The organism is Rhizobium sp. KNZ14-9A (genome assembly GCF_056755015.1).
Genome location: NZ_JBPGXB010000001.1, coordinates 764272 through 788441, shown reverse-complemented (window position 1 = coordinate 788441; position 24170 = coordinate 764272). Strand labels below are relative to the sequence as shown.

Here is a 24170-nt window from a genome sequence, read left to right as displayed (position 1 = left end):
TTTCTTGCGAGAGAGATTAGCATCGGCTGGTTCCACGACATTCGGGTCGAGTCGAGATGGAAAGTCGCAAACCGTTATCGACATATCTCAAGGCATTGCGAAAGATGCAAGGCAGCGACAGTCTGGCACCGTTCATCGCGGACATGCGCAGGCAGTATTCTTTTGCGCATGCCGCGTTTCTCGTTGTCCGACACGGCACCAGCGCGGCCGCGTATCCCTTCTTTTGTGCGACCTATCCTCTCGAGTGGACGAGGTTTTATATCAGGAACGACTATTTCAAGGTCGACCCTGTCATCGCGGCGGGCCGCTCGGGTTTTCTGCCCATCGACTGGTCTGGACTGGATCGGTCCTCGTCTGCCGCCCGCGAGCTGTTCAGGCAGGCGAGATCGCAGGGGATTGGCCGCCATGGCATGACGTTACCGATCAGGGGCGCGAACGGTGAGCGCAGCCTGTTCTCGGTGACATCGAACCTCAACAGGTCTGACTGGCTGAAGTTGAGAGACGGGCATCTCGGAGACCTGCACGTCCTTTCCCAGCATCTTCACGAGACGGTCCTTTCCGTTTCGGGTTTGCGAACCAATGAAAGTCGAAGGCCGCTTTCGCGTCGGGAACGAGAGTGCCTTCAGCTCGTGGCACGGGGCCTGCTTTCGAAGCAGATCGCCGTGGCGCTTGGGATCTCCGAAAGTGCTGTCCGGCTTTATCTTCGCTCGGCAAGGCTGAAATTTGGCGCGGCGACAGTCTACCAAGCGGTAGCCCGGGCCAGTCTTCTCGAGCTTATCCAGATCTAAGCCTTCGCCTATCGCAAAAGCGCGAGACCAATCGGAAGGAGCCCGCAGACACTCTTTCATCCAAACCATGACCTATTCGCATCGGCGTTCCATTATGCGCGAGGGAAACAGCCCTCGCGCTGAAGCAAATGCACAGAACTCGGCGTAGCCGTCTCCAACCTATACCTAACGTTGCGTGTCAATCTGACGATATCACCAGGTTGTAGGCGTGATCTTCCTCGGCAACATCTGTGGCAAGGATTTCGCATAAATCCTGACGAGTTCGGCCGCCTCCAAGGACCAGTTCCCGGATCCCGACGGAGCAGCCTCTTCATGTCATCGAGGAGGATCGCATCATGGTAGATTCGCAAACCATTCACACCTGGCAAAATGCGCCACGGCTCACGTCCTTCGCCGCGTTTTTTGAGCTGACGGCCCGCGGCGACGCAAACCAGCCGGATCTCGGCCAGCCGGAACCCGCCATGGCACTGCTGGGCTCCGATCTCGACTGCATGACGTTCTGGGACACGCATCGGCGCCTTTGGGGCAATTTCGATTACCACTATTTCGCAAGCATTCCCTACCGCCTTGAGGAAGAAATGCGCCTGGGCACGGCAATACTTGCCTTCGGCCTGCAAGTCTGGGGCAGAACCCACCGCACGGCGACCGTCTATACGTTGGGTGCCGGCGCCGGCACGCTTGCGCGTGCGCTGGCAAGGATAGGCGATGGCCGCTTCAAGACCCTCTGCTGCAGCCCGACCGACGGCAACCGGGTCAGCTTCTTCGCACGACGGGGAAGCGACGATGCGCATTTTCACCACGGTCCGTTCTTCGAGCTCGACGAGGCTCGATATGCCGCCGACGAGAACCTGGCGCCATTTCGCGATGGATATGATGTGCTGCTCGAGGACACGACCTTTCAGATGTATGGTCGAAACCGCCAGGATCAGCTTGCAGTGATCGCACCGCGGCTCCGCCCTGAAGGGTTGCTCATCCAGGTACAGAAGATCAGCCATCCAGACATCGACACCTATCTCCGACGCGAAGACCAGAAGGACGAGCAATTCAAATCGCGATATTTCTCGACGGCACAGATTGCCGCCAAGAAACGCGATGTCCTCGATGTGATGACGACGTTCCAGGTCGATCTGAAGGCCTCGCTTGCCGCACTCGCCTCACATTTCGGCTATTCCGCCGTGACCTGGAACAGCGGCAACTTCTACACGATCGTCTCGTCCAATTCCCTCCCTGCCCTGCGAACCTTCGTCTCGTCGATGCTAAAGCCCGCGATCCCGCCGGACTATTGCTACGAAGCGCTGCCGCAGATCTTCGCTCGCGAGGAAATCCTGCCCGTGACGGTGGATTGGGCATGGCGGCTCCCAAAGCCGGTCAGCGCCGGAATCTGAGAAGGTTCGATCGGATCGTGGGCTCGCTTGCCCGGTCGCGAGGAAATGGAGGGTGGCGCATGCCGGGACCTAAAACGGAGGTGGAATGGAACGGCGACGCCCGGGCAAACGTCAAGATCGCGCTGTCATTTCTCATGCCGCATCTGCGACCCTTCTGGGAGAGGCCGTTGGAGGACTATGCTCACGCGGTCTACGACACGCGCCCACAAAGGGTCGGCTGCGCAGCGCGGACGGAAGCATTGCTCCGGGTGCGGAGATGCATCGAGCGGGTCGCTATCCGATCGGGTGCCACACCGGAAGACGCCGCCCTTGCGGGAGAGCAGCTGGTAGCCGCGCCAGTCATCCAGACCGGACCGCACTGTCTTCTACTGCCGGACCCCGATGCATTCTACACGCATCTCTTCAGCTTGCTCGGGCTTGGAGCTCACGGCCTTGGCTGGCAAATCTGGTGCAGCGCCTCGACCGTGAAATTCATCGAGAGCCCAAGAAAAGGCCCAGGATGGCTGCGCCTCGAGAACGAGGCCGTCAATGTCTTTGGCCTTCCCCGTCGGCGGATGGATTCCTATAACATCTGCGGCGTCGGCGGCCCTTATCGCTTCATCCTGTCGAAAGATCGCAACGGCGAGCCCGCCAACGCGTCAGCCGCCAGGTTAAAAGCAGCGCTTCCGGAGGCGGAGTTTTCTTCGGCTGCGGACGCCATCAAGGCTGGAAACAAGGCTCTCTGGCAGAAGATGGCGGGTCCATCGATCCGGCTTTTGCAATTCGACGATATCGACGTCGCAGATTTGTGGGCCGACCATCTGGAAGATCCGGCGTCCTGGCTTTCGGCTCACTTTTTTGGCGACGGGATGCTGGCGGAGGCCATGCTCCAGGCTCTCGACGACCTGCATGCCGGCCCCTTTGCGGGATGGATACGGAAAACGACTGACCTCTTCTGGGGTTTGGTGGGGGGCCGGATCATCGGGCTCAGACTCCGCGACGGCATTCTTTCCGATCAAACGGGCATCCTGTTGAATATCCCGTTCACGCGCGGCGAGATTGCCGCGGCCCTTCGCCGGCGCGAACTCGTTCCAAACCTTCTCGCGATGATCCTGGTCATTTCAATCCTCCCCGGCGTGCGGGTGCTCGGCGGCTGCCGCCAGGTCATCTACTATCCGCTGATGCGCCATGTGGTTGCGGCCGCGCTCGATAAGGTGGGCGCACATGACATGGTCAGCGCCCTTGCAACGGATGTCCTTCCCGGCGTGTGGGGACATCGGGTGCTGAAGCCCGATCATTGCGATCCTTTCCTGGAGCTGGAAAAGAACGAAAGCACACTGGATCTGATCTCCGCCTATCGCATGCGGCCGCTGACAGAAGCCTGCGGCGATCTCGCGAGCTTCACCGGCGACCCGCTTTGGGCAAGCCTGTGCGAGCACATCGCCGTCGGGAGGATCAACGCCACCTCCCCCGAATGGCCTTGGGCGCAAGTCTCATGATCAGCCCGCGATATCGATCTCGCAATTTGCTCCAGGAAACAGGATGACCCGCACTGACCGCATAACCATCCGGCGATTGTCCGCAGACGATCTCAAGCTTTACCGGGCGATCCGCCTGGAAGCACTTCGCAGCGAGCCGTCGTCTTTTGCAACGACGACAGAAGACTGGCTGCGGCTTTCGCATGAGGAATGGTTGGCGAAGATGGCGAGCGCCGTCTTCGTGGCGTTCGACGAAAACGAGCCTGTCGGCATGATGGGATTATCGCGGCAGACGCCGAGCAAGATGAACCACCGCGCGCGCCTCGTCGGCGTCTACCTTCGCAAGAACCTGCGTGGATCGGGTGTTGCGGCTGACCTCCTGGACGCCGTTTGCGATCATGCGAAAAGCATCGGGATCCAGCAGCTGGAGCTCGCTGTCAGCGCCGCGGCTGCGCCTGCGTTGCGCTTCTACGAACGTCACGGCTTCGAAGCGGTCGGCCGTGTCCCCAATGCACTGCACGACGAAGGCCAAATCCTTGACGAAATCATCATGATCCGCCGGCTGAGCGAATGACGGTTTCTACCAAAATTTCGCCGCGGAAACCCTGGGAAGGCAAACGAAAGACGGCCTGACAATCGGCCGGGTGCATCCGCGAACGATGCTTGTAGTCGAGAACAAGCATGTGGACATAGGCTGCCGATTTGTTAATTGGTCGCCGCGAGATCAACCTGGATCAATTCGCAAGATCAGCAGAGCGTGAGGCACACCTGCGGAGCGCCTGTTGGCAATCCAGTAGCGTGAATCAGCGGCATCAGCATTCCCTGACGTAGAACCTTGGTGGGCGGGCCTGCACCCTCACAGACGTTGATCATAAAGAGATCGATGATCCATTCGGGCGACGTCCTTTGCGGTGCATATTGACGATGTGGATCTATAATCGTAATCGACCCGCCGCCACGCTCTGCTCTGACGAGCTGGTAAAGAGAGGTCTGGTCAGCACGTGGGATCGGGCCTCTGCCTTCACTCCTTTGCGAAATCTCCGTCATTTTACGGATATCTTTCGGCCAATAGCTGCCACAGTGTAGCAGTGCGCGAGCATGGCTGGTTACCACGGCGTAGGCATCGCGCCTCGGCCAGCGTAACGTCGAAAATAGCCCTGGCTTAAAGTGTCGAAATGATCGGGGGTCGGACTTTAGTCCGATGGCAGACTGCGGTCCGTCCACTAATTTCTCTACTGCTGGCGCCCACAGTGGCAGCACGAAAAGGGTGCCTTTCCCTGACCGGGAGGCACCCTTTTCAATCGGCTGCGGAATAGGACGCGAGCGCAACGCAGTGACCGCCGGCACATGTCACGCGGTTTTCACGCGACTGCCTGCAACCCCAAGATTAACTTCCTCGCTCAAAACGTGTTGGAAGGCCGTATTGCTGTGGGGCACTGCGTAATGAAGCTCGACATCTCGATCGAATTTGATCAAGTCATCCTCATCTTCAAGGATCCCGGCCGGCAGTTGATCGTTCGAACCGTCCAGGAGGCTGCCGTGGCTTTGATGAAAGATTGGCCCTTGGACGATGGTGAGGAGTTTTTGTCGGCAGTCAAAGCATGTCTCGACGTGATGACTGGGAAAGCCAGCGGCGGGGAACTGAGAAGCGCTATCCTCCGAGCAGCTGATGAAGCTGGTGTGGCCGCGGTTGCCGTGCTTCATTGAGACACCGCCCCTCATCAGCAAGTGATGATGGCGCGTGTGTGGATGCCCCCGGTTTGGCAAGAAGATTTTTTTACGGCTTTCCGCGAACGAGGAATTCTATCGGTTGTGTGTCAGGCCTCTCTATGTGGCCTGAGTAGCCACGGGCCGGGATGCAGTTCGAAGAACAGGGGCCACATCGGTTCAGAGAGCTTTGTGCTCGAGCGCCGGGACTGGTTTACCCCATTCTGAACATTGAAGTCCTTTCCGCATCTTTCCGTCAGTCGATCTTCTCACCGAGGCTGTTAGCCCCAGGCATCGCCGCATTGCCTTTCGAGAAAGGCAGCGGATCACGCCATTCTGTAATTCTGCTCCCTCGTCATCATTGCCCATATCACGCGAGCCATCTTGTTGGCGAGCGCGACAGCCGCGACCATTCGAGGCTTTCGGCCCAGAATGTCTCCTAGCCAGTTGTCCGGCAACACGCCCTTGCGCACGATCCAGCGGATCAGGCTCATGGCTCCGACGATGAGCAGTTTGCGGATATCCGTCTGTCCCATCTTACTGACGCCGCCCAGCCGCGTCTTTCCTCCCGTGGAGTGCTGCCGGGGCACGAGGCCGAGCCAAGCGGCAAAATTCCGGCCACTTTTGAAAGCACGCAGATCGGGAGCAAACGCGAGGATTGCTCCCGCCGTCACAGGCCCAACGCCGGGAACGGTGCAAAGTCGACGCATCTCTTCATTCGCCTTGGTGGCGTCTCGAAGCTTCAGCATCAGTCCGTCGATCTTGTCGGTAAGCAGCCTGATTTGGTCCAGGTAAAGCTGACCGATCTCTCTGACCCCTTCAGGCAGATCATTCGCTTCGTCAGCAAGAACACCTGCCACCGCAGCGAGATTGGCCGGTCCTTGAGCAACGACGATACCGAACTCGCCAAGGTGGCCGCGCAGGGCGTTGATGAGCTGGGTGCGCTGCCGCACAAAGCACTGGTGAGTACGAAATGCCACAGCCCGAGCCTGATGTTCGGCGCTCTTAACCTCGACATAATGCATGTTTGGACGCTGCGCAGCCTCCGCGATCGCCGCTGCATCGGCTGCATCATTCTTCTGCCGTTTGACGAACGGCTTCACGTAGATCGGCGGGATCAGTCGCACGTTGTGGCCACAGCTTTGCGCCAGCCGGCCCCAGAAATGACTGGTAGCACAGGCCTCCATCGCGACGATGCACGGCGGCTGCTCGTTCAAAAACTGCTGCAAACGAGCTCGCGAAAGAACCCGGTTGAATAGAACCGCCCCGCCGCGATCCGTTGCACAGACCTGGAAGCTCCGCTTTGCAAGGTCGATCGCAAGGATATGTATTGCTGTCATCTGCCTCTCCTTCGTGAGCGCCACAACGACGCTGAGCGGGCATCATACGCTGACGCCGGCCGAAGGGGGCATCCACCCCATCAGTTCAGATTATCTTGTAGCGGTCATCGACAGGGATCATCAGTAAAGCCCGGTACTCAGAACACGTTTTTACCTTCCTTAGATCACAACCTCTTGTCGACAGAGGCTTGCGTATGTACTTTCTAAGCGCATAGGAGATCGTTGAATGTCGAGCAAACTTTCAGGAATTTGGATACCTATCGTAACACCGTTTGCGGATGGCAAACTTGATTTGGCGAGTTACGAACTCCTGCTAAAGCACTATATGAAATTTGGTGTGTCCGGAATCATCCCTTTGGGAACGACTGGAGAAGCCCCCACTATCTCCGACGGTGAAGCTGAGCATCTCTTAGACCTGACGATCTCAACATGTGCAGGCCGACTGCCGATCATGGTCGGTGTCGGAGGAAACTCGACACAATCGGTAACATCTTCATTAAAGAAACTTGAAAACAAAGACATATTCGGTGTTCTGCTCGTATGCCCCTACTACAACCGACCATCACAAACGGGAATATTCGAACACTTCCGCAGGGCCTCCGAGGAGTTCTCAAAGAATATTGTCGTATACAACATTCCTTATCGAACGGGAGTTAATATAGAAAACGAGACCCTGCTGAGCTTATCAAAGTTTACAAACATCATCGGCGTCAAAGACTGTAGCAACGTACTCAGTCAAACCATTGACCTGATTAATACTCGGCCGCAAACATTTTCGGTTCTCACTGGCGAAGATAATTTATTTTACACGGCCCTTGCAAACGGCGCAGATGGGGCGATCCTTGCATCGGCACATTTGAGGACCTCCCTGTTCATTGAGATCTATGAGGATATGAGGGCCAATAACTTCCACTCTGCGCTTGAGAAATGGAAATCGATAGAGCGCTGCGTGCCCCTCTTGTTTAAGGAGCCGAATCCGGCACCAATAAAGCTTTTGCTAAAGGAAGCCGGCCTGCTTGCATCTGACGAGGTCCGCTTACCTTTAACACGCATCTCCGAAGACCTAAGAACGAAGCTACTCAAGTCGGAACTGGCGCACTCAAACTCCTTCGCTCACGATTCGATTCCTGCTTTGCAGTAGCACGTCTGCGAACGCCTGCTCAGTTGAAATCGCTTAGAATACGAAATTGCTTGAACCAACTCCAATTGGATATCTGGTGGTCAGCATCTCGACTCTGGGTCACTTCAAATGGAAGATTCGCACCCGCGAGCGCTGATCCGTAGACAACCTGACCTTCCATTGCTGAGATTAACCACCACCGATAAACGTCACCTCTGCGCACGATCCAACTGCAGGCAACGCAACACTCCCCCTCCCGCATTCCTCAAAATATTCAATCGCAGCGCGGCGCAGACCCGTGCCGTGGCCACCCCTCACCCACTTCTCGATCTATCTCCCTCTATTGGTGTCGAGTCGCATCTTTAAGGCCAACAGTACAAATGACTGAGAAATTCCGAACGCGCTAATAATATATATGACTGCAACGTGTGAAACGTTAGTCATCAAATATCCGAATATTGCCGGCGAGACGTTTATTCCAATTTGAAACACCGCATTGAATACAGCGAATGAGCGAGGTAACTTTTCCGGCGCAACGGATTCTGCAACCATACTGCTGAGAATTGGATATGCAAAACTGTAGGAAAACCCGAAGATTACCCCCGACACCACAGTGTATACGATGGAAGCACCGTATCCAAACACAATAAGGGAGACAGACATAAGGCAAACACTAAAAAAAATCAGTAAATATCTGTTTACGGTCTCAGTTAGCCACATAAAACCAAATCTACAGGCGAGCAGAGAAGCCGTGTACGAGGTAAAAAAGAAAGCAACAGGGACGCCCTTCTCGGACAATATTAGAGTGATAAATGAAGGAATAATACTATAGATAACGCCAACCACGAATATCCCGTATGTTGGAAACAGAATTCCTGAATAACTGAATTTGTATCCGAGTTCTTTAGCTGAAATAGATACGTTATTTCGGTCGAATGGAGTAACCATCAGGATGAATAGTGCTGCAATGGCAGGGATGCAAAAAACAGCAAAGAAGCCTTTAGCTGAGAAAATATCAAGGTAGACGCTTCCTATCGCTGGGGCGATTGCATTTGGAAGCGGAACCATACTTGCAAAAACGCCGAAGCTAAAAACTCCAGTCTGCGCACCAATGCTGAGCTTCGCCATGCTCATCATTGAGGAAAAGAATATTCCGAACCCTAGGCCCTCGATGAGGCGCGATGCTGCTACTGCTCCGATGGAGTACTGCGACACCTCATAGCTGCCGAACCCAGCAATAATCAAAACCAATCCGGCGATTGCCGTTGTTTTAACTCCTAAAAAATCACTTAAGTATCCGGATAAGAGCGATCCAGCTATGATTGTTATTGCCTGAATGGAAAATACAAATCCAACGTCTTCCGCCCCAAATCCGTTTGCGATCAATATAACCGAGAGCAATGACTGTACGGCAGCAGTAAAACAAACCAGAAACATCGAAATGCAAAGAATAACAAAATACATAAATTCACCTTGGCATGAGATACACCGCTATTGAATCGGTGTGTAAAGCGGATTGAACACACCCCTCCGAAGAAAAGCCTTTGCTAGATCACGCTGTTCTCGCCCTATGGTCAACGCTGCTGAAAGATCTCGACCAAACTGTTCCGACAACCACGCTGGCCGAACAAAGTTTTCCATGCGCATACGGGTGTTTTTTTCACCCTCAATGATAAGAAGTTGATCTACCGCAGGAACGTAATAAATTGCAACGCGGCTGGGCCTGAGGTACTGGATGTATGGCGTAACGATGCCAAAGGGCACAAATCGAGAGTATCTATCCGCAAAGATTTTGTGCCGCTCCTCTATTCCAGAGTCTTCATGGACATGGTCGTCAGTCAATAATGTCCCGTTTGTTATCTCAGAGAATAGGAAATTTTTACTGTCCAAGCGCTTTATGAAGAATCTGCCGTCAAATACTCCGCCAAAATCGGGTATCTTTACAATACACTGTGTGTAATAAGGGTCGCATAGGTAACTACCATCACCTAATTCAACTTTAACGTACGTGGAAGTTAGTTCAGTCTTCACCTTTAGTGTATAGTCTACCATGTCGCTGTTTACTACAGCAGCTTGAATGTCGTGTTCCTGAAGCAAAGCGACTAGCAACCATGCGATCTCCACACAGTGCCCTCCATACCCGTGAGCAATAGCTTCTGCCGTCTCCGCAGGTGTTTTGATGAGCTTCTTTTGTTGTATGTTGGAGAAGGTTTCGTAAAGTATATTGAGTGATAGAAATTCCGAGTACAGTGCCCGGAGCTTCCCGATTTCCGAATCTCTAGCGTGCGGCGACGATATACCAAGCTTGCTAGCAAGTGACATTTCCAGTCCCCTTTCATTTGAGAATATAAATCTTTATTATCCTCTGATAATCTTTCCGGTCGCAGTTCGCGGCACGCTTTTCACTATTTCAATGCGAGATGGAACTTTGTAGTGAGAGAGGCTTGAGCGGCATATCTCGAGAATGCGGCCACGCGAAAGATCGCCGTTTGAATCCAGCACTACCTCCACATAGATATCCTCGCCAATTAGCGCATTCGCTTTTGTGCGAACTCTTGCATCTGTCACCCCTGGGATTGAGCTTATAAACGTCTCAATCTCTGCCGGGAAAATGCGGATGCCGTTTCGCTTTATCATTTCCGACGCTCGGCCTTCCAAAACGAGATTGCTGCGATCATCAAGAAAACCAAGGTCACCGGTATCATACCAGCCGTCAACAATGACGGCTTCCGTCAGTGACCGATCATTTAGATAACCGGCCATTACGTTGTGCCCCTTGACGAAGATCCGCCCCACCTCACCAGCCGCAAGGGCCCCCGTTCCGTCTCCCCGGACCTCAACGGTAACGCCACTGATTGGAGTACCAACCGATCCGATTACAGGGTTTGTCCCATAATGCTGAGCCGTCACAAGAGGTGACGTTTCAGTCGCACCATAACCGACGAGAAGCGGATGCTGGTACTTCTCGATGAAGCTGGCCTGGACCTTTGGACTCAAGGGGGCGGTCGCAGAGACAGACACTCGTAAGCTTGACGAGTCGACCTGGGAGGAGCCTAGAACTGCAGAATAGAAGCTCGGAATTCCAACGCAGACGGTAGGACGAAACTTATGAAGTCCTTCCAATCCGCTTTTAATTCCCGGGTCCTGGCAGAGGATTAAAGCACAACCGCGCGAGATCGCGCCTAAAACGCCCCGAACCTGCCCGTACGCATGAGACAGCGGTGTATTGATCAGTATCCGATCCTCGCACGTCAACTGTAAGCTTTGAGCCGCAAGAATAGCATTCATCGCTAGGTTGGCGTGAGTTAACATCACCCCTTTCGACTTGCCCGTAGAGCCGGATGTACACAGGATTACAGCGACATCCCCGCCTTCCCTCGCCGCTCTTTTGAAGGTCAAAGGGCATTCTTGGCACTCTTGCATTTCGACAAATCGTGTATCACCCCGAAGAAATGCAGGTGATTCAGTGGTTCCAATGATTAACTCCGGCTGGACCAGCTCAATGATATCAGACAAGTCGTTTTCCGACGCACCGATCGTACTCGGCACGGCAGTTCGTCCCCCCAGCCAGACACCATAAATGGCACCCAAATAAATTGCGCTGTTTGGAATGTGCAGCATAATACGTGCTTGCTGGCTCAATCCAATCGCGTCTATGAAATGGGCAACCGACCATGCCATTCTCGCGATGTCGCAATAGCGAAAAATTTCTCCGTGCTCGTCGAAGACTGCCGGGCGATCTGCAAACACAGCGGAAGAATAGGTAAGCAACTCTCCAACCGAGAACAACGATCACTCCTCCCTCGACGAAATAGCCTCAGCTATTTTGCTGAAAGGCATCTCAACCCAGTCACCTTGGACTAGCTCGTCAAAGGCGCAACCGAATGCCGTCTCGAACTGTGAGAAAAACTGCGCCAGACTAAGTGAGTCGAGGCCCAAATCATCACTCAACAAACTGTGGCTCGCTGTCACAGTAACGTCAGAGCTCTGTACAATGGAATTCACGAGCTCAAGTATTTCATTCAGTACTACAACATTATTGGTTCTATCCAGCGCGACCACCTGGCATCCTCCAACTCTGGACTATTCTCCAAGAATTCTTTGGGTGACTGCGCCATCGAACTGATCATAAGCGCACAAAACGATCTGCCGAATTGTATCCTCACCGGCGATACATAATGTCTGATGGACTTTCCCCGCAGGCACAACGACTCGGTCTCCAGGTCCGAGCATCGAGTCATTTCCCTCAGAGACAAACTTAGAGTGTCCATCAATGCGAAATATGATCTCGTCAAATGGGTGGGTTTCTTCCGGCAGATCAACCCCTCGCTGGACCTCGGAATACAGGAGAAGCACCTCGCGGTTCTCAAAAATCCGTCTAACTTTATGGACCGGACCATGCCGCTCCACGATGAACGGAACAAGATCAAGTATCTTTCCACGGGTTATCATCTGGCGTTCTCCAGTACTGAGAGCATCGCGCGCGCTATCTCGCTCGGCGACTCCGCTGTCAACGCGTGACCAGCACCCTCGACTGCAATGAATGTGCTGACCGGAAACCGAGCAAGGGCGCGGCGCGCAAAGCTTATAGGCGTCAGCGCGTCGGCGGTTCCGTGTATCAATACAGTTGGAATCGAAATATTCGCCATTTCCTCAGGGTCCTGAATTGCATGGGCATCAATCAAGCACCGTAGGTTGTGCCTCAGGCCAACGTGGTCCAAGCTGTCCCTCACGTTTCTCTTAAACATTTCAAATACATTCGGGTTGGCAACGTGAAACCCAGCCGAAAATATAGTTGGAAAAACAGCGGTGCAGAATCTATCAAGACCACTCAGCGTGCTATCATCTAGATACTCGTACCACGTTGAAAAAATCATCATGTTGCGAGAAGCGAGTTCCTTCGAGCCGCCGCTGGCTATACCCAGCGACTTCACCATCCCAGGAAATCGTCCTGCAAATTCACTCACTATACGCGCCCCAAATGAATAGCCGAAGAGAGCCACAGGCCCACCCCCTAGCCAGGAAACTAGCTCTTTTAAGTCGTTAAGATGCTGCTCCAATGTGATGGAGGCATCGCTCCACCATTCTCTTGACTGATTTCGCAGATTATAGGTTACTATTTTTCCGTACGGCTGAAGCGGGATCAGGTATGAAGCCCAACTATCGATGGTTTGAAAGAGCCCGTTGACTATTACTAAGACATCGCCCTCGCCGAGCATCCGCACACGGAGATTTCCGATATCAGAAGGTGAATGCATACGTTACCTCCTAATCGCATTAGAAAAGACACCTGGAAGTTGATCAGCACCGATAAATATAGCTAAACGTGACGAAATACGTTTCCCATCACAGCAGACAGAATAACTATACTCACCATCAACGCATATATACTCCATCGTTCCCAAGATGTAGCTTTTAGAACCAAAATCAACATGACATTCGCCATCTATAGCGATAATGGTCTGCGTGTAATTACCGCCGGGGAAATTAATATAATCTCCCAGCTTGAGATCAGCATACAGCCAAACCAATTCATCGCTTTCGTACAACAGGCGAAGCGGAACGGAAGACCAACTAGGTGCCCACGCATTAAGGGAGCGTGCACTGCTTATGGGGACAGTCATAAATATATCCTAAGAGATCAGTTCCAATATATTCACACGAGTAATGCGCTCAAATGCTTTCGACGATAGACGTAATAGTTCTATCTTCCTAAGTTCTACGCCAGGATGATGTGAAGGTCCCTCAGAACCAAAGATAATTTTGCTTTCACCGACCCTGTGCACAGCTTCCCGGATTGCCGAGAAAGAACCAACTGAGGTTTCTAGGAAGAGATTCGAACGCTGCTTTGCCAGTTCAATCGCCGAGCGATCGCTCGACGCGTACCCCATGTGGCCGAGCATAACATTTAGATGCGGGAAGGCTTTAAGGATAACATCCAACTCCTCAAGTGAGGCCTGAGGATTCAGTACGACATGCGTGTATAGAGGCGCACTTACTGATTGAATATACTCGCAGAGCTCGAGCGTATCCGGACTAGTGAACGCGACCCGATCTACAATGGGACTAAACTTGAAACCGACGAATCCCGCTTGAGTCGCAGCTTCTAAATCTTCTCTGGTGTGATATCCGGGGTCTACGTGGAAGAATCCAAACATGCGATCGCCATGCCGCGTAATGGCCTCTGAAACGAACCTGTTAGGCTCATCGCTCTGGCGTATTGAAATCCGCCCTCGCAGAAAATCTGCCAACCCGACTTCAGGGATGAAACCGCCTGGAACAACGACTGTTTTCTCAATGGCATATTCGTCCATGAGATTTAGGAGCGCTTCAAGAGCGGCATTTTCAGGTGGCAAATGACAGTGAGCGTCGATGACCATCTTTGTTCTCCGCAGCCCTATATGGAAAGGGTTTTGCCGACCGCTGAACGTAGAGGCCCGCGGTCAACGACGTTCAGTTGTATTTCCCTATCAACAACGTCTGCGCTGATCTTAGTGAGATTGAGAAATCTACAGCTTTTGGCCCGTGCGATGCCCAACTTATCTGCCAGTCCGGCATACTCAACCACATTCACAATGACATCAACTGCCAGAGTATTCCGTATCTTGGCCTGCACTCTTTGGGCAATCACTCCTAACCGTTCTTTAGAGTTCACGTTTCGCTCGCATGCCACTGTTATGCGCCCATCGATGCCAATGATAAGCTGGTACTCATTACCGATTGCCTCGTCTCCAAGAACGATTTCTTCCAAATCGACCGGGTAGATAACAGCGTCGGCTGTTCGGTAAGCGTCGGAAATTCTTCCCCGAATTTCATAGTGCGGCGTCAGTTGACCGCATCTGCAGTAACCTGAAACCCGCCGTGCTACATCCCCGGTCCGATACCGCAACACTGGCGCTGGAGACTTCCGAAGTGTTGTGAGAACAATCTCACCCCACCCCCTCCCATCGTCATCAGAAGCCTCATTAGTAGGCACCAATTCAACGAATAGGTGCGGTGAAGCAGGTTCATGATAATAGCCGATCGAACATAGAATTAAGCCGCTATCGACCTCAGTTAAGCCGTAATGCCCATAGACATCGGCACGGTCCCAAGCGTCCCGAATTCGTTGAAGCTTGCTACGAGAAACCGTTTCCCCCAGCACGAAAACCTTCTCGACCGCCATGTCCCGCACATTGATCCCCATCTCGGGCAGTGCATCAGCTAACCGCAATACTTCGAACGGGCGTGAAAAAATCGCCTGAACGCGAAGTCGCCTCATGATATCAATAGTTCTCTCGGGAGGGCAGATTGTGGAGCGTACCCCACAAGGCACGGGAACCACGCCAGCAAATGGCAGGGCGTTTAGGAACCGGATTCCCGTTGGATTCATTTCGAACGCTAACGCAACCGCTGCTATGGAAATTCCGTGACTTCTTAGATTCATATGCTGATCAAGGAATTCGCCGAAACTTTTCGCCTTTTCTAGCGAAAGGTCGGGGAAACCAGGTAGATAATCCCCGCTTGTACCGGTCGACTCGAAATATACAGGCGTCTCCTCCAGATCCGTGCAAAGCCCTCCGAACGGTCCTATCGAAATCAACTCTGCTCTGTCGGTAAAAGGCAATATTGAGATCTGGCTGAGCGAGACAGTGCCGAGTCCAGGCACATGTGAAAGCTTTTGCCGATAAAAGTCTGAGTATTTCGTTAGGCGCGATAGTAGTGTTTTGAAATTCTTGTCTTTTTCCGCATTGATAGACGCTAATATGTCACCAGCCATTCCTGGGGCCTTTCATCGTCAAACAAAGCTGTCTTAACGTTTCGAACCATCGAGTATTTTTGTTGATCCAGTAGCTGCGGCTGAGATGCGCCGGTCCTGACTAGTTGGACATCGCATTTCCAACCAAGCTGTTCCGATATCTTGTGCTTTATCGCGGATTCAAGAGCACGATTGTTCGGATCGAGGACATCAACGACCACGGAGACCTTTATTCCGGTCTCGTTCTCGTCCTTGCCGTACCGAAGAGAGTACAATCCAGACGTTTCCTCGAATGAGTAAAGTATCTCTTCGAAATCTATCGGCAATCGATGACGTTCGCCAAATAATGCAGCATCTCGGAGACGACCCCGTATCTCTATTCGCGGCGAAGTCTCTCCGCAGGCGCACCTCGAATGTCGTACTATGCCGAAGTCACCCGTCCGATATCTGATCTTTGGTGACGCTTGCCTCGTCAACGTAGTGATGACGATTTCTCCGCCGATCCCGTCCCCGACATTCTGAGCCGTTCTAGGATCGATGCACTCAAAAAAGAAGTCATTGTCGTAGATGTGGTCATAACCACAACTACAAGTCCAAGACGTCGCGCCGAACTCCGAGAGCCCATAGCAATTGTAAACTTCGACACCAAATTCGCGTGCGATTTTGCGCCGCCCATTTGTCAGCGTAGGGAGCCCGCAAAGAACAATCGCGCGAAGATCCGTGAACTCGGAGGACGGGCATCGATCTTCCATTCGCAACAGCGTACTGTAGAGCAGAGGAAGAGAGGTAACAAATATCGACGCTTTAAGTTCGCGGAGAATATCTAGGTGTTTTGCGGGACTGCTCAGCAAGTTACCGCTATCTGCGGCTACAACAGTCGCACCAGCACTATAGCATGCTTGATGAAAACCAATGCCAGAGCTAGTCAGCGCGTAGGGTAATGCGACCACTACCGTGTCGTCCGCTCCGACATTTAGAGTGGCCGCGAACCGACGTTTTGCGTCACGGTCGACATCGTTTTGCGTAAAGTATGAGGCAGATCTGGTACTGTGAACAGTATCGCCTGTAGTGCCTGAGGATTCGCAGTACAGCAGGACCTCTTTCTTGCTCACGCCCAAAAATCCGAACGGGTGGTTTCGCACTACATCTTCCTTTGAGGACAGCGGAAGAGAAAAGAATTCCTCCTGAACAAGTGCGGCGTCTATTCCCCGCCCGCCGACACGCTTCCGCAGAAGTCGCTGGTAAAAGGGAACGGTACTGTACGCTCTTGCGAGGGCCTGCGTGAGGCTATCGACGAGCTCGGGCCGGCTCATCAGAAAGTCTCGAGCAAAAAGCTGAGTTGACTGCTCGCCCAGGTTGCCATTCACGAATGCATCGATCAAATTCCGCCTCCCTAAAGCTCGGGTTCATTTAAAAGACTTCGCAAAAATAATCAACTATTACGTGCACTTAGTATATATATAAACCACCATCGCGATACTGTCAACCAGTGGTGGAGATTTAACACATCTCTCTACCTGAAAACACAGTTACAAAAGGACTCGGCGCTCTAGATATCAATTTTGTGACACCTCGTTCAAATCTATCTAACTGTTATTGCGACTTTTTTACATCATAGTGATGCAGTTCACCCCTTTTGGTCGCACTCTGCTCGATCGGACCAAATTTACCATCATTGTCTCCGCATCGCCAAAAATGACTCTCTCAGGTTTCTGTGCAGTGCACAAGCTCGTATGGGTTGCTTTTTTCGAAGGCAACGATTATGCTTCGTTTCAGTGAGACTTTGACAATTTCGGTGAGGGTGTTTTGCAACGAGAGATAGCGCACACCATTGGCCTTGCGAGCGGACCTCTTGGTGAGGGTGTAGACGAGACATTTTGCACGATACTCAGTCCACGGGGCGAATTGTACTACTCTCTGTTTCGACCAACGGATCGCCCGCTAGCGAAAGTAATCCTTATTCCCGATGTGTTCGGAAGAAGCGTCTTCTACCGGCTCTTAGGCAAGCGACTTGCAGCCGCCGGATACCTCGTGGCAGTGCCGGAACTCTTTAGCCGACACCATCCTGTTGCTGATGGCGACGTTGACAGAGCAATGGCGCGACTATCCACCCTAGATCAGCGACAAGCGCTTGCAGACATCGAGACCCTATTCGACGAACTCTTTGTCGCGGATGCAAAGACCACGCCACCCTTCGCCATGGGCTTTAGCGTCGGTGGCACACTGGCCATGATGCTCGCGACCATCCGGCAGCTCGCTGGCGCAGTGGTTTACTATGGCTTTCCTGCCCGGAGGCCGCCAACTGAAAAAGCGCCGTTCATCGTGGTCGATCACGCTCCATCAGTTCGATGCCCAATTCTAGGTTTTTGGGGTGAAGACGAGCAGCGCGTACCGCTCAGCACGGTTGCCGAACTGGAAGACGCGTTGAGAAGTAGTGCCGCGCATTTTGAAGCGATAGTTATTAAGAATGTTGGGCATTCGTTTCTTTGTTTCGACGAACGCGACCCTAGGTTCGGGCCTTCGGCGTATGCCTGGGACAAAACCCTTCAATTCTTTGTCGAGCATGCTACTCCCATCGAACAGGAGAAAGAATGATCACAGACCGGGCTTTTTCAAAAATTGCTGAATTGACAGAACAATCGACAGTCGGAAACGCGAATATTCCCATCGACAACAACGAGGATCGCGAGCGAATGATTGAGGAGGCCGCAACAAAAGTAAGGGAATTATTCGACGTACTTAAGATTGATCATCACAATGACCACAATACACGCGATACTCCTTCCCGATTTGCACGTATGCTTGTCTGCGAGACCCTGGAAGGACGATATACTGCGCCCCCAAAAATCACGGAGTTCGAAAACGTAACGAGTTTTCATTCCCTGATCGTGACGGGACCCATCGATGTACGATCGACATGCGCACATCACCTCATGCCGATCTATGGTCATGCATTTATTGGAATCATTCCATCCAAGACCGGCAGCATAATAGGGCTCTCGAAATACGATCGGGTTGTAAATTTTTTTGCCGCTCGCCTTCAAATCCAGGAAGAGCTCGTGAACCAAATTCGCGACTTTATCGTGGATCGTACGGAACCTGCTGGATTAGCTGTTCGAATTAGCGCAGTTCACATGTGCAAAACACATAGAGGGGTCAAATCTTCGCACAACGGCCGAATGGTCAGTACAGCATACTACGGGACATTAGAGTCTGACTTAGGACTTCGAAATGAGTTTCTTCAGGAGTGTACAACGATGGGGGCGTTATAGTTTGACGATCTATCGCTCGACGAAATTTTACAGCCAAACTGAAGGATTAAGCTGCGTGTTTCGTCAATGGAAGGCGGAACATTCTCACTGTAAATATATGCATGGCTATGCGCTTTCCTTCAAGTTTGTTTTTGCCACTCACCATTTGGATGAAAATAATTGGTGCCTCGACTTTGGAGGCCTAAAGGAAGTCAGGAACTGGCTGCACAAGAATTTTGATCACACAATGCTAGTCGCCGAAGATGACCCACATCTCGCAACGTTTAGTCGCTTACAAGAGCAAGGGATCGTAGATCTGCGCATCCTACCTGCAGTGGGATGTGAGGCTGTAGCGAAGTATGTATATGATTTTGCGAAAGATTACGTCTCACAGGCCACTCGAGGAAGGGTTTGGGTGGAGAGCGTAGAAGTACAAGAGCACGTGGGAAATTCGGCGATATTTGAAGGGCAACCAGATGTCTGATGGTCTCGTTTTCATACTCGTATTTTGGAAAATTCGACCGGATGACGCACATACTTCGGCATTCCTGCATTGTTGGAAACAACTAATGCCGGTTATGGAGCGAGGAAGTCTAATAGCCGAATTCATCAACGAGATAGTTGATTCCGCGGACCTGCCTTGGATTACCAGTAGCTTTAGGACATGTGCGGACTACAGCGCTTTCGTAACTGTAGGGATTTGGCAAAGCGCAAGCGCATTTCATGCTCAGCTCAGCGCATTCCTCAATGAGGATCACCCTCCTAAATCCTTCGAGTTCGAAAGGAGAACTAGAACTGTTTTGTCGCCGCTCGCATGGCGGCGGGGGCACTCTCAATTGCCCATATTAGATAGTGCCGAGACAGCCTGAAAAAACAGATTGAACTGATGGGGTGGATGCCCCCTTCGGCCGGCGTCAGCGTATGATGCCCGCTCAGCGTCGTTGTGGCGCTCACGAAGGAGAGGCAGATGACAGCAATACATATCCTTGCGATCGACCTTGCAAAGCGGAGCTTCCAGGTCTGTGCAACGGATCGCGGCGGGGCGGTTCTATTCAACCGGGTTCTTTCGCGAGCTCGTTTGCAGCAGTTTTTGAACGAGCAGCCGCCGTGCATCGTCGCGATGGAGGCCTGTGCTACCAGTCATTTCTGGGGCCGGCTGGCGCAAAGCTGTGGCCACAACGTGCGACTGATCCCGCCGATCTACGTGAAGCCGTTCGTCAAACGGCAGAAGAATGATGCAGCCGATGCAGCGGCGATCGCGGAGGCTGCGCAGCGTCCAAACATGCATTATGTCGAGGTTAAGAGCGCCGAACATCAGGCTCGGGCTGTGGCATTTCGTACTCACCAGTGCTTTGTGCGGCAGCGCACCCAGCTCATCAACGCCTGCCACCAAGGCGAATGAAGAGATGCGTCGACTTTGCACCGTTCCCGGCGTTGGGCCTGTGACGGCGGGAGCAATCCTCGCGTTTGCTCCCGATCTGCGTGCTTTCAAAAGTGGCCGGAATTTTGCCGCTTGGCTCGGCCTCGTGCCCCGGCAGCACTCCACGGGAGGAAAGACGCGGCTGGGCGGCGTCAGTAAGATGGGACAGACGGATATCCGCAAACTGCTCATCGTCGGAGCCATGAGCCTGATCCGCTGGATCGTGCGCAAGGGCGTGTTGCCGGACAACTGGCTAGGAGACATTCTGGGCCGAAAGCCTCGAATGGTCGCGGCTGTCGCGCTCGCCAACAAGATGGCTCGCGTGATATGGGCAATGATGACGAGGGAGCAGAATTACAGAATGGCGTGATCCGCTGCCTTTCTCGAAAGGCAATGCGGCGATGCCTGGGGCTAACAGCCTCGGTGAGAAGATCGACTGACGGAAAGATGCGGAAAGGACTTCAATGTTCAGAATGGGGTAAACCAGTCCCGGCGCTCGAGCACAAAGCTCTCTGAACCGATGTGGCCCCTGTTCTTCGAACTGCATCCCGGCCCGTGGCTACTCAGGCCACATAGAGAGGCCTGACACACGACCGATAGAATTCCTCGTTCGCGGAAAGCCGTAAAAAAATCTTCTTGCCAAACCGGGGGCATCCACACACGCCGGAGCCACTCGCCGTGCATGTGCCAGAGCCGATACTGCCCCAATGCGCGGAGTATCAGTAGTAAACGCGCCCAAATAGCTGTCGATGACATCTTGATGGATCGGCATCGAACCACAGCGCGTCAAGGCAAACTGGCTAAAACGCGCAATCCGGCTCAGATAAATCTTGGCGGACGCTCGCTTATAACCGAGCGCGAAAAAATGCTCCGCGAGGCGATCCATCTCGCCACCAAGCGCACCACTACGCAGGCGCTTGAGCACCCCACGATACGAAAAATAGAACTCGAGCATGTTGTCCCTCCGAATAGCGGCGCGGGGGGATCCCGCACCCATCCCAAGAGGCACGAAATATTATGTGGCGAAGAATTCCAGATTAGACGGGCCTCGGCCGGCGCAGGGACAGATCCGCCACATAATCTCGCCCGGCACATAAGAACGGGTCTAGGCCACCATCGCGCACCAGCGCCATCAAGGATGCGGCTCCCTTGCGGAAGTCTACCGGCTGGCATGACACGTAGACCACAACGCCGGAAGCGATCATGCCTTGCGCACCGCGCCGATAATCCCCGCCAACTGATCCGGATCGATGTCCCCGCGCACCCGTACAACGACATCACCCAGCACGATCTCCACCGTCGCACTGCCGCCTGCCTCAAAGCGCGTGAACTTGACCGGCTCACTTTCCGACATGGTTCGACCGCCCAAAGGCGCCGTTAGCGGCGCCAGCGTTCCCGAGGAGAGCGCCTTCCTGCGCCACGCATAAAGTTGCGACACGTCCAGTTCATAGGCGCGTGCAACCTCCGCCACTGTCCCTCCCGCCGAAACCGCTTCCGCCACAAGCCGCGCCTTCTCGTCATCAGACCAATGCCGCGGCGAACGTCGCGACGGCCTTGCCGTCAAAACCTCGAATGTCCGAACCTGATTCATCTTGTCACTCGTAGGACTCTCCGCACGACTCATGCAGAAAATGAGCGTCCAACGACAAACGCGCTACGTGGGATCACCTACCCGCTTACGGTCGATGAAGGTTCCGGCAGAAAACAGGCTTTGAATGACCGAAGAAAAATATCCTCGCCGATTGCACGAGCGCCTTTCGGGCTTTGGTGTATCTTGTCGTCCAGATACATGCTCGTATCAGGGACGCCCCCAGGCGCAAGCACCGTGTCGAGATCGAGAACTGCCACGATGCCGTTGCGGGTGGCCTGCGAGGCGATCCATGCGTTGAACGCGATACGCTTGGCATGGCGGTCGTCACCTGCAGGCCAATCACCGCGGTATGGTACCTTTACGACAATGGCGAGTTTGCCGGCCTAGCGGATCTTCGATAGGCCCTCGTCGAATTTCGTGATCAGATAGGTCAGGGAGAACTGGCCATCGTCCCCGGATGATATGGTATCGTCGTTTCCCGGCGCAAACCGGGCGAGGCCTACCACTATGAGATTAAGGGATGGCTGGAAGGAATTACCGGCCCAGACTTGTCGTCTGTTTTGTTGGTAGCGGAGGAGGGATTTGAACCCCCGACACAAGGATTATGATTCCTGTGTCTTACAAACAGAACCTTCGCCAGATCGAATTTCAGGGTTACGGTCATTTAACATCATGATCGACGCTGCTTTTTTCGCGTCTATAGCGCATTACACTCCCTCTTTTTTTCCAAGCGCTTCTGTTGCTGGAGCAAACCTTATCCTCTTCGCCTCGGCAAAAACCTCGTCGCCAAGTTTCTCGTCGATCAGCCCTCGGTTTCGCTTTAGGGCATTGCCAACTATGCTGTCGTTTTATCAGATTTCACATCGCCAACGTTGAGACGTGGAACCCGAGCCTAATGTCTCAAGTTCGCCTCTTGAATCGAACGCCAACGCCACCTCCATTCTCCGGAATAAACTCAATGCCGGCGTCTTCAAGAACGCGCTGAATATTTTCCAACGTGCTTGAGCGCAGCTGTTCGCCTTTTTCAAGACGAGTAATTGTCTGCGTTGAAACGCCCGCGGTTTTCGCAAGATCGAGTACTCCCCACCCCAGCGCAACACGAGCTAACTTACACTGAATTCCGTTCATATCACCATGCCATGGTGATTTTGGTTGCGCATCTTGAGATAGCCCTGTATAGCGTTGAACTGCTAGCAGCTGGATCCGGTGTTACGAGCACCTGATCCAGCCTGACCACAACCTAAGCTTTCAGGGAGCTCGGATCATGGCTGATTCCGACAATAGCAGAACTTTGCCCGCGGTCACGCGGGGTGAGTTTCATTTGTCCGTGGCGGCATCCCTGCCGCGATTTCGAATGCACAACTTTTTGACGCCGAAATGCCCGGTCGCTGCCTCCGACGACCCGCTTCTCTCGCTCTGGACCCAATGGCGCGAAGCGCGGGAAGGCGCGCTGGAACTCAGCCGGCGTCAACAGGAGCTGGAAGCAAACCTGTTTCCCGCAGTCGGCTGGTCCGACCGAGCAACCGAAGCGGCTGAGACGACCGTCCACGACATCGAACACAACGAGGCCCTGGAGGCCGAGGATCATGCGTTCGACACCGAAGCGACACTCGCCGAAAGGCTCTGGGAAACTCCTGCATTTGCCCTCACCGGAACGATCGCCAAGCTGCATGCCGTCCTCGTGAGGGGACAGCCCTCCGCCACCCATGACGAATATCCCTGGCCGCAGCTCCGCACTGTCCTTACCGATCTCCTGAACCTCGACATGGGCATGTCGCCGGACGGCGATAACCTTCGTCCGAAAACGATGTTGGAAAGCCAACGAGAACTGCGAACCGGCTAGCCTCACCATCGTCGCGCGGCGGGCTCCCAATCCTGGCCTCACTGGGGCGCAGCATCGGACGTTCATATACCAGGCTCCGTCTTGAAGAAGTCGATGACCTCAATTCCGAGCGGGGCTGCGAGCTTTTCCAGCATCTCGACCGTCGGATTGTATTCGCGACGCTCGAGCGAGCCGACATAGGAACGGTCGACATTCGCCAGAAAGCTCAGTCGCTCCTGGCTGAGTTCGCGTGCCTGCCGTGCCTGTCTCAAATTCCGCGCGATGGTGTCCCGGATCATGTGCACCTCATGGCGTTCTGCAGACTAATCAACGACGGAGTATACACCGCAAACACAGCAGTTACGACCTTCGTGTCGAGACCATCATCCAAACCCGGTCGCGAAAGCGTGGTGAGCCTTCACCGCGGCAAGCGCGGCTGCGGCAAAAATTCAAAAAGGGAACAAGATCATGACATCGACCACTCGACGCCGCCCGCTCCTGTTTTCCATCCTGCTGACACTGGCAGCGCAGGCCGGCGCCCTCTCGGCGCT

25 protein-coding genes, 1 tRNA gene and 1 pseudogene are annotated in these 24170 nt (G+C 53.5%); 11 read left to right on the top strand and 16 right to left on the bottom strand.

Annotated elements, in window-relative coordinates; all coding sequences use genetic code 11:
• Positions 1-56: 56 nt before the first annotated feature.
• The 5 genes from ACR9ZQ_RS04130 (at position 57) to ACR9ZQ_RS04110 (ending at position 5337) form a co-directional block, all read left to right on the top strand.
• Positions 57-788, top strand: a complete 732-nt coding sequence (locus ACR9ZQ_RS04130; RefSeq protein WP_481426943.1) for a LuxR family transcriptional regulator — start codon at positions 57-59, stop codon at positions 786-788.
• Positions 789-1123: 335 nt separating this feature from the next.
• Positions 1124-2173 (top strand): class I SAM-dependent methyltransferase, encoded by a 1050-nt coding sequence (locus ACR9ZQ_RS04125; RefSeq protein ID WP_481426942.1) that lies wholly within the window; start codon positions 1124-1126, stop codon positions 2171-2173.
• 59 nt (positions 2174-2232) lie between these two features.
• The gene (locus tag ACR9ZQ_RS04120; RefSeq protein WP_481426941.1) at positions 2233-3651 is read left to right on the top strand and encodes a hypothetical protein; all 1419 of its coding nucleotides are present in this window, start codon (positions 2233-2235) and stop codon (positions 3649-3651) included.
• Positions 3652-3694: 43 nt separating this feature from the next.
• On the top strand, positions 3695-4204 hold the full coding sequence (locus ACR9ZQ_RS04115; protein ID WP_481426940.1) for an N-acetyltransferase family protein: 510 nt from the start codon (positions 3695-3697) through the stop codon (positions 4202-4204).
• Between the two features lie 869 nt (positions 4205-5073).
• A complete protein-coding gene (locus ACR9ZQ_RS04110) occupies positions 5074-5337 on the top strand; it encodes a DUF982 domain-containing protein (protein ID WP_481426939.1) in 264 nt (87 codons plus the stop codon).
• Between the two features lie 326 nt (positions 5338-5663).
• Here the strand turns inward: ACR9ZQ_RS04110 and ACR9ZQ_RS04105 are convergent, their stop codons facing one another.
• The gene (locus ACR9ZQ_RS04105; protein WP_481426938.1) at positions 5664-6677 is read right to left on the bottom strand and encodes an IS110 family RNA-guided transposase; all 1014 of its coding nucleotides are present in this window, start codon (positions 6675-6677) and stop codon (positions 5664-5666) included.
• A gap of 226 nt (positions 6678-6903) precedes the next feature.
• Here ACR9ZQ_RS04105 and dapA point away from each other — a divergent pair, with 226 nt between their 5' ends.
• Positions 6904-7818, top strand: a complete 915-nt coding sequence (gene dapA, locus ACR9ZQ_RS04100; protein ID WP_481426937.1) for a 4-hydroxy-tetrahydrodipicolinate synthase — start codon at positions 6904-6906, stop codon at positions 7816-7818.
• Between the two features lie 309 nt (positions 7819-8127).
• On the opposite strand, the gene ACR9ZQ_RS04095 is transcribed toward dapA, so the two are convergent.
• The 10 genes from ACR9ZQ_RS04095 to ACR9ZQ_RS04050 are packed head-to-tail and all read right to left on the bottom strand — an operon-like array spanning position 8128 to position 16917.
• Entirely contained in the window at positions 8128-9261 is a 1134-nt protein-coding gene (locus ACR9ZQ_RS04095) for an MFS transporter (RefSeq protein WP_481426936.1), read from the bottom strand.
• A gap of 27 nt (positions 9262-9288) precedes the next feature.
• Positions 9289-10119: a hypothetical protein gene (locus ACR9ZQ_RS04090; protein ID WP_481426935.1), complete on the bottom strand. Its 831-nt coding sequence runs from the start codon at positions 10117-10119 to the stop codon at positions 9289-9291.
• Between the two features lie 36 nt (positions 10120-10155).
• Positions 10156-11586: a class I adenylate-forming enzyme family protein gene (locus tag ACR9ZQ_RS04085; protein ID WP_481426934.1), complete on the bottom strand. Its 1431-nt coding sequence runs from the start codon at positions 11584-11586 to the stop codon at positions 10156-10158.
• 3 nt (positions 11587-11589) lie between these two features.
• On the bottom strand, positions 11590-11859 hold the full coding sequence (locus ACR9ZQ_RS04080) for a phosphopantetheine-binding protein (protein ID WP_481426933.1): 270 nt from the start codon (positions 11857-11859) through the stop codon (positions 11590-11592).
• 21 nt (positions 11860-11880) lie between these two features.
• Entirely contained in the window at positions 11881-12249 is a 369-nt protein-coding gene (locus tag ACR9ZQ_RS04075; protein WP_481426932.1) for a cupin domain-containing protein, read from the bottom strand.
• Entirely contained in the window at positions 12246-13055 is an 810-nt protein-coding gene (locus ACR9ZQ_RS04070) for an alpha/beta fold hydrolase (protein ID WP_481426931.1), read from the bottom strand. Before ACR9ZQ_RS04070 ends, ACR9ZQ_RS04075 begins: the two co-directional genes overlap by 4 nt.
• A 3-nt stretch (positions 13056-13058) precedes the next feature.
• On the bottom strand, positions 13059-13421 hold the full coding sequence (locus ACR9ZQ_RS04065; protein WP_481426930.1) for a hypothetical protein: 363 nt from the start codon (positions 13419-13421) through the stop codon (positions 13059-13061).
• A 9-nt stretch (positions 13422-13430) separates the two neighbouring features.
• Positions 13431-14177 carry an amidohydrolase family protein gene (locus tag ACR9ZQ_RS04060; protein ID WP_481426929.1) on the bottom strand — a complete coding sequence of 249 codons (747 nt, stop codon included), beginning with the start codon at positions 14175-14177 and terminating at the stop codon, positions 13431-13433.
• A gap of 17 nt (positions 14178-14194) precedes the next feature.
• Positions 14195-15556 carry a phenylacetate--CoA ligase family protein gene (locus tag ACR9ZQ_RS04055; RefSeq protein WP_481426928.1) on the bottom strand — a complete coding sequence of 454 codons (1362 nt, stop codon included), beginning with the start codon at positions 15554-15556 and terminating at the stop codon, positions 14195-14197.
• Positions 15538-16917, bottom strand: a complete 1380-nt coding sequence (locus ACR9ZQ_RS04050) for a phenylacetate--CoA ligase family protein (protein ID WP_481426927.1) — start codon at positions 16915-16917, stop codon at positions 15538-15540. The genes ACR9ZQ_RS04055 and ACR9ZQ_RS04050 overlap by 19 nt, the downstream gene beginning before the upstream one ends.
• 424 nt (positions 16918-17341) lie before the next feature.
• On the opposite strand from ACR9ZQ_RS04050, the gene ACR9ZQ_RS04045 reads away from it, so the two are divergent.
• The 4 genes and pseudogenes from ACR9ZQ_RS04045 (at position 17342) to ACR9ZQ_RS04030 (ending at position 20576) form a co-directional block, all read left to right on the top strand.
• Positions 17342-18130, top strand: a complete 789-nt coding sequence (locus ACR9ZQ_RS04045) for a dienelactone hydrolase family protein (RefSeq protein ID WP_481426926.1) — start codon at positions 17342-17344, stop codon at positions 18128-18130.
• A complete protein-coding gene (gene folE / locus ACR9ZQ_RS04040; protein WP_481426925.1) occupies positions 18127-18807 on the top strand; it encodes a GTP cyclohydrolase I in 681 nt (226 codons plus the stop codon). Before ACR9ZQ_RS04045 ends, folE begins: the two co-directional genes overlap by 4 nt.
• Position 18808: 1 nt before the next feature.
• Positions 18809-19270, top strand: coding sequence for a 6-pyruvoyl trahydropterin synthase family protein (locus ACR9ZQ_RS04035; RefSeq protein ID WP_481426924.1), 462 nt, complete (start codon positions 18809-18811; stop codon positions 19268-19270).
• A gap of 483 nt (positions 19271-19753) precedes the next feature.
• A pseudogene (locus ACR9ZQ_RS04030) lies at positions 19754-20576 on the top strand (IS110 family transposase).
• A 189-nt stretch (positions 20577-20765) separates the two neighbouring features.
• Here the strand turns inward: ACR9ZQ_RS04030 and ACR9ZQ_RS04025 are convergent.
• The 4 genes from ACR9ZQ_RS04025 to ACR9ZQ_RS04010 form a co-directional block, all read right to left on the bottom strand.
• Positions 20766-21161 (bottom strand): hypothetical protein, encoded by a 396-nt coding sequence (locus ACR9ZQ_RS04025; RefSeq protein WP_481426923.1) that lies wholly within the window; start codon positions 21159-21161, stop codon positions 20766-20768.
• Positions 21162-21407: 246 nt separating this feature from the next.
• Complete coding sequence (locus ACR9ZQ_RS04020; RefSeq protein WP_481426922.1) at positions 21408-21797, bottom strand: transposase; 390 nt, start codon at positions 21795-21797, stop codon at positions 21408-21410.
• Positions 21798-22361: 564 nt separating this feature from the next.
• Positions 22362-22435, bottom strand: a tRNA-Met gene (locus ACR9ZQ_RS04015).
• A gap of 262 nt (positions 22436-22697) precedes the next feature.
• Positions 22698-22925 (bottom strand): helix-turn-helix domain-containing protein, encoded by a 228-nt coding sequence (locus ACR9ZQ_RS04010; RefSeq protein WP_481426921.1) that lies wholly within the window; start codon positions 22923-22925, stop codon positions 22698-22700.
• 226 nt (positions 22926-23151) lie between these two features.
• Between ACR9ZQ_RS04010 and ACR9ZQ_RS04005 the strand changes: the two genes are divergently transcribed.
• A complete protein-coding gene (locus ACR9ZQ_RS04005; protein WP_481426920.1) occupies positions 23152-23640 on the top strand; it encodes a hypothetical protein in 489 nt (162 codons plus the stop codon).
• A gap of 62 nt (positions 23641-23702) precedes the next feature.
• Here ACR9ZQ_RS04005 and ACR9ZQ_RS04000 read toward each other — a convergent pair whose 3' ends face one another.
• Entirely contained in the window at positions 23703-23918 is a 216-nt protein-coding gene (locus ACR9ZQ_RS04000) for a helix-turn-helix transcriptional regulator (RefSeq protein ID WP_481426919.1), read from the bottom strand.
• Positions 23919-24170 lie beyond the last annotated feature (252 nt).